Annotated in this window: 13 protein-coding genes; 2 read left to right on the forward strand and 11 right to left on the reverse strand. The window is 45.1% G+C overall.

Going from position 1 to position 12,854, the window contains the following annotated elements:
* Nucleotides 1-76: 76 nt before the first annotated feature.
* From AB4249_RS01440 to AB4249_RS01485, 10 genes are all read right to left on the reverse strand, one after another.
* Nucleotides 77-436 carry a DUF6559 family protein gene (locus tag AB4249_RS01440; RefSeq protein WP_017066163.1) on the reverse strand — a complete coding sequence of 120 codons (360 nt, stop codon included), beginning with the start codon at nucleotides 434-436 and terminating at the stop codon, nucleotides 77-79.
* A 58-nt stretch (nucleotides 437-494) separates the two neighbouring features.
* Nucleotides 495-1,253, reverse strand: coding sequence for a vitamin B12 ABC transporter ATP-binding protein BtuD (btuD, locus tag AB4249_RS01445; protein ID WP_136978782.1), 759 nt, complete (start codon nucleotides 1,251-1,253; stop codon nucleotides 495-497).
* Entirely contained in the window at nucleotides 1,240-2,235 is a 996-nt protein-coding gene (gene btuC, locus AB4249_RS01450; protein WP_372102212.1) for a vitamin B12 ABC transporter permease BtuC, read from the reverse strand. Before btuC ends, btuD begins: the two co-directional genes overlap by 14 nt.
* A gap of 133 nt (nucleotides 2,236-2,368) precedes the next feature.
* Entirely contained in the window at nucleotides 2,369-3,397 is a 1,029-nt protein-coding gene (locus tag AB4249_RS01455; RefSeq protein ID WP_017059157.1) for a succinylglutamate desuccinylase, read from the reverse strand.
* A 278-nt stretch (nucleotides 3,398-3,675) separates the two neighbouring features.
* Complete coding sequence (locus tag AB4249_RS01460) at nucleotides 3,676-5,472, reverse strand: M3 family oligoendopeptidase (RefSeq protein ID WP_372102213.1); 1,797 nt, start codon at nucleotides 5,470-5,472, stop codon at nucleotides 3,676-3,678.
* A 139-nt stretch (nucleotides 5,473-5,611) separates the two neighbouring features.
* Nucleotides 5,612-6,229 (reverse strand): alpha-ribazole phosphatase family protein, encoded by a 618-nt coding sequence (cobC, locus tag AB4249_RS01465; protein ID WP_017059155.1) that lies wholly within the window; start codon nucleotides 6,227-6,229, stop codon nucleotides 5,612-5,614.
* 9 nt (nucleotides 6,230-6,238) lie between these two features.
* Nucleotides 6,239-6,859: a bifunctional adenosylcobinamide kinase/adenosylcobinamide-phosphate guanylyltransferase gene (gene cobU, locus AB4249_RS01470; protein ID WP_017059154.1), complete on the reverse strand. Its 621-nt coding sequence runs from the start codon at nucleotides 6,857-6,859 to the stop codon at nucleotides 6,239-6,241.
* 9 nt (nucleotides 6,860-6,868) lie between these two features.
* Nucleotides 6,869-7,675, reverse strand: coding sequence for an adenosylcobinamide-GDP ribazoletransferase (locus AB4249_RS01475; protein ID WP_017066160.1), 807 nt, complete (start codon nucleotides 7,673-7,675; stop codon nucleotides 6,869-6,871).
* Entirely contained in the window at nucleotides 7,675-8,703 is a 1,029-nt protein-coding gene (gene cobT / locus AB4249_RS01480) for a nicotinate-nucleotide--dimethylbenzimidazole phosphoribosyltransferase (RefSeq protein ID WP_372102214.1), read from the reverse strand. Before cobT ends, AB4249_RS01475 begins: the two co-directional genes overlap by 1 nt.
* Before the next feature lie 57 nt (nucleotides 8,704-8,760).
* Nucleotides 8,761-9,372, reverse strand: a complete 612-nt coding sequence (locus tag AB4249_RS01485; protein ID WP_372102215.1) for a flavin reductase family protein — start codon at nucleotides 9,370-9,372, stop codon at nucleotides 8,761-8,763.
* A gap of 718 nt (nucleotides 9,373-10,090) precedes the next feature.
* Here AB4249_RS01485 and AB4249_RS01490 point away from each other — a divergent pair.
* Complete coding sequence (locus AB4249_RS01490) at nucleotides 10,091-10,786, forward strand: NAD-dependent epimerase/dehydratase family protein (RefSeq protein WP_017059149.1); 696 nt, start codon at nucleotides 10,091-10,093, stop codon at nucleotides 10,784-10,786.
* 185 nt (nucleotides 10,787-10,971) lie between these two features.
* Nucleotides 10,972-12,345 carry an L-cystine transporter gene (locus tag AB4249_RS01495; protein WP_017059148.1) on the forward strand — a complete coding sequence of 458 codons (1,374 nt, stop codon included), beginning with the start codon at nucleotides 10,972-10,974 and terminating at the stop codon, nucleotides 12,343-12,345.
* A gap of 112 nt (nucleotides 12,346-12,457) precedes the next feature.
* Here AB4249_RS01495 and AB4249_RS01500 read toward each other — a convergent pair whose 3' ends face one another.
* Nucleotides 12,458-12,850 carry a heme-binding protein gene (locus AB4249_RS01500; protein WP_017066157.1) on the reverse strand — a complete coding sequence of 131 codons (393 nt, stop codon included), beginning with the start codon at nucleotides 12,848-12,850 and terminating at the stop codon, nucleotides 12,458-12,460.
* Nucleotides 12,851-12,854: the final 4 nt, after the last annotated feature.

Consider the following 12,854-nt stretch of genomic DNA (forward strand, 5'->3'; position numbering starts at 1 on the left):
TTCGGAATGAATAAAAAAGCGGCTTTATGATTAAGCCGCTTTGGGGATATAAAGGCGTTAGGTAGTAAGAAGATATTTAATAACGGCTATGCATGCCCATGCGATGTGACATGTCATCGTCCATACGACCGCCCTTCCAACCGCCGCCACCCAATAGATTAAGTACATCTCGCGCTGTGTAGTCTTCTCCGCCAAAGAAGTCATTAGACACATCGTTACGCAGCAACTGAATAGTTGGAGCTAATTCAACAGCAAGATCTTGTGGATCCGCAAACAAGGCTAAAGCAATCTGTTGTTGGCGTTTACTCAACTCACGAGAACTTGTTTCAACCTGCCCAATAGAGAAGAAATCACGGCTTCCGTAGCTCTTCACCATCTTTGCAGACAATGACTTAATCACCTTTTTGATTCTTCTTCTTTGGATGTATCTAAACATATTTGCTTCCTTTACTAACTCGCCTTAAACCCAATGAGCAGCTTAACTAATTAGTCTTTTAACCAAACAAAAGATAGGTCTGATTGTCGACTGAGATACTTTTGACTTCGGTGTTGAACACGGACTCTAGCTGCTCAGGGGTAAGCACTTGATCAGCTGAGCCTGATGCTTGAAGTACACCTTTATCGAGCAACAACACTTGGTCTGCGTGTCTTAGTGTTCTGTTCAAATCATGGTTAGCCATGATCACGGCGATGCCCTTCTCAGCCACTCGTTCGATAAGCTTGTACAACAAGGCTTCTTGAGCAATATCCAACGGAGCTGCGGGTTCGTCGAGGATCAGCAGCTTCGCGTATGGGTTAAGTGTCGGCCAAATTTGCAGGCACATTCCCGCCAAACGTACGCGTTGCCATTCACCACCAGACAGTGTCTGAATTGAGCGATGAAGTTTGTCTGCAATGTCTAGCATCTGGCTGATTTCTTCCAAAGCTGCGTTGATTTCAGCATCAAGGCCGTGTGAGGAGCTTGGCAGTGACAATGCAAGATATTGGAACACTTCTAAGTTGAAGGCTGGCCTTGCGCTTTGGCACAAGTAAGCACGATGCAATGATAAATCTTGTAAAGACAGCTCCGACAAATCCTGCCCGTCGATCTTTATATCGCCTTTGTAACCATCACCAATTCCAGATATCGCTTCGAGCAAGGTACTTTTACCGCTGCCATTAGGGCCGATAACGTGAGTCACCTGCCCTTGCTTGAGCTCAAATGATAGTGGTAATAAACGAGCGCCGACGCTCAGGCTCTTAATTTGAATCATGATTTTTAATTAACATCCAAATGAAGATAGGCGCACCGATACTGGTGGTCATCACACCCAAAGGCAGCTCTGCGGAATCTAATAAGGTTCTTGCACAGATATCAGCAAACACCAACAACGCAGCGCCAGCAACGGCAGACAAAGGAAGAAGGTATTTGTTATCAGTACCAATCGCTAAACGCAATAAGTGTGGCACAACCAAGCCAACAAAGCTGATCACGCCGCCCAATGCCACCGCGCAACCTACTAAAATAGACACGGCGAAAATTAGACGCCAGCGTAATCTCGGAACGTTCACGCCTAACTGTGCGGCATGCGTTTCGCCAATCATTAACTTATCTAGCTTACTACCTTGCAGGCACAGCCAAATAATCACGGGGATCATCACCAACGTGAGCGAGTGTTGATACCAAGTGACGCCACCTAAGCTGCCCATCAGCCAATACATCAATAAGCGTAGACTTAAGTCATCACTAAAATAGAACGCCCATGTCACCATCGCGCCAGAAAGAATGCCCAACGCGACACCGACTAGCAGTAATTTAGCCGTGGTGAGTCGCATGGTTTTTACCATGCTCACTAGAATCACGGTAAAACAAAGTGACCCTAAAACGGCGGCAATCATGAACCGTTCTGGTGTAGGAGCAAACGGCAAGAAGAACAGTACGATAACCATCGCCAAGCTTGCGCCACCAGAAATACCGAGCACACCTGGCTCTGCTAATACATTACCCAATAAGACTTGTAGGCTTGCGCCAGATACAGCTAACCCTGCCCCGATGGCAATAGCCGCCAATAATCGAGGTAAGCGTAAATCAACCAGTAGTTTTTGTTCTAACGTGGACAAGGTGCCCAGAGGGGAAATGAAGAGATCGCCAACCATTAGGTAAATCGCACTCAGCGCGACAAGCAGTGCTGCCATCAGATAAATGGCTCTAGTCCATTTGCGCTGTTTTTGGTGAAGAAGTTGTTGGAAATCCATATCAAGCTACTTTGAAAATGTTCGCGTAACCTTACCTGTATCCCCAAATAAACTCAAGGCTCACACCGTAATGTGAACCTTGATATTTCAACCAGTTGAGCGGTTGTTTTCGTCGTTTAAACCCGAGTCGATATTAATCGTACACAAGCTGACCATGGTCGAATCGCGTTTCAACTTCACACACCATTAAGGCTGCTCGTTGACCGATAGCAACATTACGATTAGGGAACACCACCGCTTCGTTTTCATTCTTAGCCATTAACGGTTTATCACCATCATGACCGAATACTTCACCGTGCTTGAACGCGGTAAAGTTCTCTACAGAATCTGAGAACATGAAATCGAAGTCATCATGTAAACGAACAATGGTTCTGCTCACGCGATAAGTGATGGTTCGCTTAGGTAAATGCTCTGGCTCAACTTCAGCAATCAAGTTACGCATCGCCAAGTCAAAAGCCGTTAGCTTATCAAGTTGGTTCTCACCAATTCTCGCGACCTGCCCTAGTTCCATTGTCAGTGCTTGCGCTTCGAAGTTTTCAGCACTGTACCAACTGAATGTACTGGTTGGCGCATTTGACAACAACACTGCTTCCACGTGCGCACTGTTAATGAAATCAAACAGCTCTTTACTGCGTACTTCGTGGCGAACTTTAGGGCTCACTGCAAACGAGTAATGCTTAGATAAACGGATTGCACAGTGCAAATCTAGATGCCAACGAGTGGCAGGTTCCGTTTCTTTGTAAAACTCAGTCACCAAGAACTTCAAGTTCTTCGCGATATCCACTTCTCGATTGCTCTCGTACTGCTTTTCATCAAACAGACGATTCATGTTCACATCAAGAAAACGAGTATGCGCGTTAGTGGCTTCTGGGTGAGCTATGATAAACAAGCATCTCGCGTTTACTACTTGGAAACCTGTTTCAATATCCTCAATGAGCTTATCGATCAGCTCCATTGGTGAAGTTTCGTCGCCATGAACACCGGTTGAAAAAATGATGTTCTTGGTTTCAGAATTAAAATCCGCGGGAATCACTTCCAAGACACCGCGTTGATGAAGCTTAATTTGAACACCGTTACTCAGTACGGTCTGTCCTGCAAACACTTCTTGCTCAAGATCTAGGCTGTCAAAAAGAAATGATTGGCGAAAGAGGGTCTTCGTCATGCGCTACTCCTTAATTGCACGGCCGTATGTTAATAAATTGTACATAGAAATTGTGTTGCTAGGATCGCACTTATCAACAGAAACTCCGTTATCACTCACAAATACTACCCATATATTTTTATATTACCTGCTGACTTTACTAACCGACATCTGTTCCAAATAACTTTCTCTATTTAAAGAGACTTTTGGTTGTTTCGGCTTATCTCAGGTTATGCCAGCAAGATAAGAGCCACGTAAGCTAACACAGCTCTTACCTGCTATGAACAGATTGAGATCAATTAATCTTCCTGATCGAGCAATCTTTCAAATTCATCGATTTGAACTTTGACCATGTCGATGCTTTGTTGCCAAAAATCAGCTTGAGTCAGGTCCATTCCTAAGTGCTTTTGAACGACTTCTTCCGCCATCATGCTGCCCGTATCACGAAGCAACGAAACGTAATCGCCGTAGAATTGCTCACCTTTCGCATCGCGCTGAGCGTAAACACCTTTACTGAACAGGTAACCGAACAAGTATGGGTAGTTGTAGAAGCTTACTTGAGAGATGCTGAAGTGCAGCTTGCTTGCCCAGAAGTAAGGGTCAGCTTCTGTCATTGCATCGCCATACCACTCTTTCCAAGTCGTTTCCATCAAGTCACACAGCTGCTGAGCCGTTAGCTCGCCTTTTTCACGCTGCTCGTAGAAGGCTTTTTCAAACTCAAAACGAACGGGAATGTTCACCATTAATGCCAAGGAAGAAGAAAGCTCTTCCCACAGCATTTCAAGTTTCTCATTACGTGTTTGTGCTTGTTTTAACAAATGGTCTCGAACGATATTTTCAGCAAAGATCGAAGCGGTTTCTGCTAGCGTCATTGGGTAGCGTGTTTGACACAACGGCATGTCTTTCATCACCCAGTTGTGGAACGCGTGGCCTAACTCGTGTGCCAATGTCATTAAATCTGAGCGGCTACCGCTCCATGTCATGAACACAAGCGGAGTGCGTGTAGCAGCAAACTTGGTGCAGTAAGCGCCTAAACGTTTGTTGGCTGCTGGTGCGGCATCAATCCAACCATTATCAACCATCAAAGCGACAAAATCAGCCATCTCTGGATTTACTTCAGCGAACGCAGTTTTGATCACGTCGATCGCCTCATCAAATGGGTAAACCTTAGATTCATCGTCACCCAGCGGCGGCATCGCAGCTAAGTGATTCCAAGGCTTCATTTCATCTAGCCCGTGAACTCTTGCCATTAACAAACCTGCTTTCTGACCAACAACTCGATTAGCTTTCGCTACCGACATCATGGTGTCTAGCGTTTCTGGCACAATGCGGCTGCCGTGTAGGCTTGGATCTAGGAAATGCACATCGCTAATCTTCGAACGCTTTTTGTTTTCAGTCAGTCGCCAACCCGCCAATGCATTTAGAATCGAAGCAAAAGACTCTTGGTGCGTTTTCATCGCACCTTGAACCGCGCGCCATGCTGGTTCTTGTTTGTCGAATTCGCTGCCGTACAACAGGCTCGCGGCTTGTGAAAAGCCTAGGGCTTCCTCTTCACCGTCCAGCTTTAGCGACAGTTTTAAAGATCCGGTTAGGTTATCGTATAAACGACCCCATCCGTCACGACCATCAACCTTCATCGCTGCCAATAACTGCTCTTCAGCAACACTGAGTCGGCTGCTTGATAACTTACGAGAGCTTTCAATCGCAAAGCGCTGCCCTGCTACGTCCGCACTATCATGCTCTAATACTGCATCAATAAATTCTGGTTCTGCGTGAATTAGCGTATCTTCGTAAGGGCTGAACGCTTGAGACATTTCAGAGTTCAGCTTCGCTACACGACCAAGCAATGCTTTCGCTTCTGTGTGTGTCGAGTCGACCGATGCGTGGCAATTAGCGAAGGTGTTGATTGTACTCAGTAACGTGCCTGCCGCTTCTGAAGTCTGAATCGCGTTTTGCATCGCTAGAATGATATGACGCTTTTCAACGTGTAGGTTCAACAGCTCAATGCACTGCTGAATGAGTTCAATGTCCTGTTCGATTTTTGCATCATTAAGATCGCTATAAGCAATGCTTAGATCCCAACTTGGTGTTGTCATGACTAAATTCCTTTCACGTAGGTAGTAATACCAATCAGGTATAGCGGCTGTGAACGCCGCTTTATACTTCTATTTATATTTCTGTTTCTATTTACAGATCTAAAAGATTGTTAATTCTTAAACTGTGTTTTTTGAACACTCAAAGAACAGGTATCCCTATCGATTTAACGCTGATAAAGCTCTGCGCAAACTGAGTGATTTGAATATGCGTTATCGATGCGTTTTCTATCGATAACTTCGAGTACAAACTCGGGTTTTTCCAATCAATATTAAGGCAGTGCGCTAGCAGTATGCGAATCACACCACCATGAGTAACCAACAATATGTTGTCACTTGAATCATTCAAAAGTTGCGACCAAGCTTGAGTTACTCTGTCGTGGAAGCTCTGTAAACTTTCTGCGCCAGTTAATTGATGATTAGCAGGGTCTTTCCAAAAGGTTTCTAACATTCCCCACTTGTCTTCAAGTTCATCAAATGGGACACCATCTACTTCACCGAAGTTCATTTCCTGAAAACCCGATGCAACTGATAAAGGCACAGACATACGCTCTGCAAACAAGCTCGCGAGATCACCACATCGTCTTAGTGGAGAGCTAACCACGCTATCAAAGGTAATGTCTTGTGTAGTTAGTGCCTCACATATCTGTTCTTGAAGATCAGAGTTGACCAGCACATCAGATAAACCATTGAGCGCAGCTTTTCCTTCGACTTTGCCATGTCTTAACAAATAGATGTTTTTGGTTGTTCCATTGACCATGTGTGCGACCTAGCCTTGAATATCAAGCAAGTGATTAGATGGTTTTAAGTGCAGCGGCAATCCGGCAGCAACCAGCGTGACGCGCTCAACGACGCGAGCTAGCGCTTGGTTCATTCGTCCTGCATTGTCCACAAACAAGCGAGACACTTTACCCAGCGGCACCACACCTAAACCGACTTCGTTAGAGACCATGATAATTTGCGCCGGACTTTGCTCGACGCTTTTGACCAATACTTCAACCACGGCTTCAACCTGTTCATTAGTTGCGTCATCACCCAGTTCAAAGATGATGTTGTTCAACCACAAGGTTAGGCAATCAATCAATACCACATCTTCTTTCTCAAAAGACTGCAGTTTTTCGGCTAATTCGACGGGTACTTCATGCTCAATCCACTGCTCGCCACGACGTTGTTGATGGTGCGCGATTCGTTCTCGCATTTCATCATCAAGATATGTCGCTGTCGCAATATAATTGAGGCGTCCATTTGAACATGCTTCAAGCGCACATAATGCTTGTTGCTCTGCAAAACTAGACTTACCAGAACGAGCCCCGCCCAATACCAAATGGCTGTTTCGCTGACTTGCTTGATTAATTTGATTAGCTTGAATAGTTTCATTCGTGTTGGTCATAGGAAGCCGTTATAGAAAGCCATTGTAAAATGCAGTAATGAATACAAGGTAAGTCAGCAACTCCATTAACTGTTGAGCCGCACCCAAGCAGTCCCCAGTAAAGCCGCCAATTCGAGCCGTTAACCACGTTTTAAAACCTGTTCTGAACAGATAGGCGACGACAGATAAAACCAAAGCGAATTCAAGACCAAACCACAGGCTAGGCAGCACGCCTACCAGCAACAAGAAGACAAGTTCGCCTTTGGTTTGCTTGTTGGCCAATGGTTTACTTTTACTGGTATCTAAATCACTGACATAAGGCATGTCGTAAATTAGCGATGCAGCAATCGCGCGGCTAAAGGTATAACTGGTCACGATGACCATAAACAATCCAGTCATGCTGATAAGTTCATTGAGCAGAACCCACTTTCCAAGCAACGCCATGATCAGCGCAGACGCGCCGTATGTACCAATTCGGCTATCTTTCATGATGGTCAAACGGCGTTCTAGGGTCATGCCGCCACCAATGCCATCGGCCATATCAGTCAAACCATCTTCATGGAATGCGCCAGTGAGCATCAGGCTAAAACTCATCATCAAAAAGATCGCTACTGCACTCGGCAGTACCACATCAAGTAGCAAGAACACACCGCCACACAGAACACCAAGCAACAAACCAACCGTTGAAAAGTAGCGACCAGAACGGTTCATTCGCTCTGTAGAATAGGGCGTGTTTTTCGGCATTGGCAAGCGAGAAAAGAAACCCATCGCCAGCGCAAAAAGCTCCCACTGATAAGTAACTCGATCTTTCAACGATCTTTCTGGTGCATCACTCATTAAACCGTGACTCCAGCACTTTCGAAGCTCGCCATGTTGTTATAGAACTCAGCGGCCGCTCGGATGATTGGCATGGCTAGTGCAGCGCCCGTGCCCTCGCCTAGTCTCAAGCCAAGATCAAGCAACGGCTCAGCGTCTAGAAGTTCTAATAGAATTTTGTGTCCTGACTCTTCTGAGCGATGCGCGAAGATCATATAATCACGGCAATTCGGTTCAATTAAGGTCGCAACATACGCAGCGACTGACACGATAAAACCATCGACCAGTACAGGAGTTCTGTTTTGATAAGCGCCAAGGAAAGCACCGACCATTTGCACTATTTCGTAACCACCGACTTGAGCTAAAATCGATTTAGGATCGAGTCCTGTGCAGCGTGCAACACCTTGCTCAACCACCTCGACTTTTCGTGATAACTGTTCGTTGTTGATACCAGTGCCTAAGCCTACACACTCTGCAGCAGTTCGGTTTGCTACCGCACTTAAAATCGCTGACGCGCTACTGGTATTGCCGATACCCATCTCACCAAACATGATGATATTGGTGCCATTCGAAATAGTTCTAGATACAAGCTCTGAACCTAGTTCAATCCCACGTTCGACTGTTTCTAAACTCATTGCAGCTTCGTTGGCAAAGTTATTGGTTCGTGTACCCAAACGCTGGGAGATCAACATTGGGCTATCAGATTCGACTGGTAACAATATTCCCGTGTCGACTACCGTAATATCGATGTTGTTCACCGCACAAAAACAGTTAATCGCCGCGCCGCCGCTTAAGAAGTTCAATACCATCTGTTGTGTGACAGCACTCGGGGCAATACTCACGCCTTCGTCAGCAATGCCATGGTCGCCAGCAAAAATGATGATACTTGGCTTATTCAATTCGATGTGTTCAACCGCAGCTTCTTTGCCTTGGCTCTGAATCAATGCCAATTGATGTGCGACTTTTTCTAGTAAGCCAAGCGCACCGAGTGGCTTGGTTTTTTGGTCAATTCGGTGTTGGATGTACTGCGAGTATTGGGTATCTAACATAGTTTTTAAAAACGCTTATTCTGGGTACGTTGATATAGGGCTGCTACTTAGGTATTGCTACTTAGGGCGTGCGACAGAAAACACATTGGAAAGCGTCGCGTATTCACCGCCACCAAGGCGAGACAAAGGGTCCAATGCCAACGCATCAATCTTAAGACGTTCACTCTCTTTATCGATCACGTCTTCGGAAATGTACACGGTTTCGACTTGAGCAAAGATGAGGCTTTGTGGCACCTCTCCAACCTCTTTTACTTCGTATAAGGTGCAGCCAAAAGCGACCGCGCACTCTTTCACTCTCGGTAAAGAGAAGCCTTCAAATTCAACCAGCTCAATTTTATTCGCGGTGACTTCCGAATCACCATGTTCAAGGGTAGCTGCTGTCGCCGTCATGGTTTCGGCAGAACTTGAAGAAGCAATGTGAATCACTAGCTTACCCGTTTCTAGGGCATTACGAGTGGTATCTTTGATTTCGCCGGACGGCTTCTTCCCAACCGATAACATCAGTAACGGCGGATTACTAGAAACAGGCGTGAAATAAGAGAAAGGCGCGAGGTTGTACTCTTGGTCAGAAGATTCCGTCAATGCCCACGCAATCGGGCGAGGAACAACGGTTTGTGTCATCAGGTGATAAATCTGAGTGGGAGCAAGAGTATCAAGCTTGAGGTTCATAGCACGTCCTTGGTCTATGTGAATTACGACTCAGTTTACGTGTTAAGCAAGGCTGTATCTATGGCTATGTGGCAGAAACCGCAGAGAGTGTTCTTAATTTAAACAGATCACACTGGTTTTTTCTCAGATTGACAGTCAAATTGACGAACCCTAAAACACAAATAATACTGATAATAGATTTATCAATAACTTACATTTTGGCATCGTTTATGCCTTATCTAAATTACTTATTAATCTCTCCATTGATAAGTACCCATACAGTGAATGCCCACAACACTGACGCTACACGAAGAAAGACAATCGATTGAAAGACAAAACAGAACAACGATTTAGGAGGTGTAATGATTCCAAATTCAAGTAAAAGAAAACCAAATAAATCAAGTAAGAAAGCTAGCAAAAAGGTAAGGAAAATCCCACTGTCCTTTACCTAGTAAGAAGCAAGAAAAGTAACAAAGCCCGTCGCCCAGCGGGCTTTGTTATGTTTAACGCCTAACTTAAGTTTCAAACCGCATTTATCTTTCCCACCGCCATTATGTTTCATATCGTACTTATGCTTCAGACCGTACTTATGCGTCGAGCCAAACTAAATCATCTCTTTTTCCATAAACAGGCGACTCCCCACATACTACTGACCACTCGTTTAACAAACTTTTATTCGCTTAAAATTCAAACACTGTTTATATTAAACAAGCACTTGTGGAGTGAAGAAGGGATTAAAATGAGCATTTCTGGAGACAAAACATCGGTCGTGGTGGCTGGTGCAACCGGGTTAATTGGTCATCATGTGATGAAGTTGCTCATCGATGAACCCGCCGTTGATCATATCTATGCCCTATCTCGCCGAGCGTTAGATTCACAGTTTGATTCCAACAAGCTCCACACACTCATTCACAGCGACCTGCAAGTTACCAGTTGGGATGACACGAATGCGACGCCTAATCTTGGCGTTATCTGCTTAGGTACGACTAAGAAAAAGGCAGGATCAAAAGAAGCGCTTCGCAAAATCGATGTGGAACTGGTTAGCCAAGTCGCACAGTCGATGAAGTTTCTTGGGGTTCAACGCGTAGCGGTCGTTTCTAGCTATGGCGCTTCACCAGATTCCTATTCGCACTACCTTCGCTGTAAAGGACAAATGGAACAAAATTTAAAACGTATTGGCTTCAAGCAGCTTTTCATCGCACGCCCTGGGCCTCTGGTGGGTGAGCGTGATGAACCTAGAGCTGATGAAAAACTCCTGCAAAGTGTCTTTCCTCTGCTGTCTCCATTTATGCTTGGTAAGTTCAAAAACCTACGCCCTATTCAGTCGGAAGACGTAGCCAAAGCAATGTTGTTCCGGTTATTCGAAAATAATTTCCAAAATATCGAAATTTACTCGTCAAGTGACATGCTCAATTTATTGGCAAAATATCGCTAAAAAGCTCACCTATTCATCACAATGTTGAATATCCACCCATCCTATTGAGTGGATATTACTAATCGTTCTAATAAATTACTTTTCCTTATTTTACGTTTTGTTACAGGTCGCTACTGTAGCTAACAGTATTTGCGCCCATATATCTAAGCGCCCTATCGATTTAAAGAGATTCATAAGGAAAACAAATGTCATTTTCAGCTATCGCTGCCTTAGCGGTATTCACTGGTATCCTCTTTTTTCTCTACGGACAGCAGAAAAAAGAAAACACACTTTCTCGCCTCGTTTTACTCGGTTTAGTATTTGGTAGCGCATTTGGTCTTGGTCTACAGCTGTTATTTGGTGAAGGCAATCCGGTCATCAACGAAACACTAGACTGGGTAAATATTGTTGGCCGTGGTTATGTTGGCCTACTGAAAATGGTGATCATGCCATTAGTATTGGTTTCAATGATTGCAGCAGTAGTGAAGCTTGAAAAAGGCGGCTCACTGGGCAAGATTTCTGGTATCACCATTTCTGTACTGTTAGCAACAACCGCGATTTCTGCGATTGTTGGTATTGTTGTAACGCAAGCATTCGGCCTGTCTGCTGAAGGTTTAACAGAAGGCGCTCGCGAAACAGCACGTATCGCAACACTTGAAAGCCGCATCGGTAGCGTTTCAGACCTAACAATTCCACAAATGCTGATCAGCTTTATTCCGACTAACCCATTTGCAGACCTAACGGGGGCTCGCTCTACGTCTATCATCGCGGTTGTTATCTTTGGTGTGCTAACGGGCATCGCTGCTCGTAAAGTGATGGCAGAGAAAGAAGAACTAGAATCTCCAATCCGTACTTTCGTTGAAGCGTCACAATCTATCGTTATGCGCTTAGTTAAGATGATCATGGCACTAACGCCATACGGCATCGCAGCGTTAATGGCGAAGGTAGTTGCAACATCAAGTGCTTCTGACATCCTCAGCCTACTGGGTTTCATCGTTGCATCTTACGTTGCGATTCTACTGATGTTCGTCGTACACGGTGTGTTGGTTTCTTTTGTTGGTGTAAACCCGAAAGAGTACTTCCAAAAGATCTGGCCTGTACTGACGTTCGCTTTCACGTCTCGTAGTTCTGCAGCAACAATTCCACTGAACGTTGAAGCTCAAATCACTAAGCTAAACGTGCCACCAGCGATTGCTAACCTGTCTGCCTCTTTCGGTGCGACGATTGGTCAAAACGGTTGTGCGGGTATCTACCCTGCAATGCTAGCAGTCATGGTTGCGCCTACAGTTGGCATCGACCCAATGGACATCAACTTCATTCTGTCTCTGATTGCTATTATCACAGTGAGCTCATTCGGTATTGCTGGCGTAGGTGGCGGTGCAACGTTCGCGGCGCTTATCGTACTTCCTGCTATGGGCCTTCCTGTAACGATTGCAGCACTGCTTATCTCTATCGAGCCACTTATCGATATGGCACGTACGGCGCTTAACGTATCTGGTGCTATGACAGCCGGTACGATCACAAGCCGCCTATTAGGCAAGAAAGACAAGCAACAAGATCTGGAACAAGCGAACGCTTAATGGGTTCGATTGATTCAAGCACTTGAGTCTCGTTAAACAAAAAAACCGATGCACATGCATCGGTTTTTTATTATCTGTTACTTCTAACTTCCATTACTTCACGAGCAACAGCTTAGAACACAAGTTGAATGACTTTTTCGGCAAGTGCTTCATCGTCGTCTTCACTTAATCCGCTGACACCAATAGCGCCAATCACCTGCCCATTTAATTCAATGGGAACACCGCCTTTAAAGCCAGTGATCTTTGGGTCAGTCCAGTAACTTAAGTCTTTACCAGTTTCTCTCGCCCAAGCACCTAAGTTACCGCTTGGCTGTCTATCTCTTGCAGATGTATAAGCTTTGTTCTGTGCTAACAATCCGGCTTGAACACTCACATTATCCATGCGAATAAACGCCAGTAACTCACCGTGCGTATCACACACGCTCACCGCGATTGCTTGTTGATTACGCTCAGCAATGTCTAGAGCGTTAGACACCAGTTGTTGCGCGATCTTTTGATTCAACATATTC

Origin of the sequence: Vibrio sp. 10N.261.55.F4 (genome assembly GCF_041470465.1) — a bacterium.
Classification (GTDB): Bacteria; Pseudomonadota; Gammaproteobacteria; order Enterobacterales; family Vibrionaceae; genus Vibrio; species Vibrio crassostreae_C.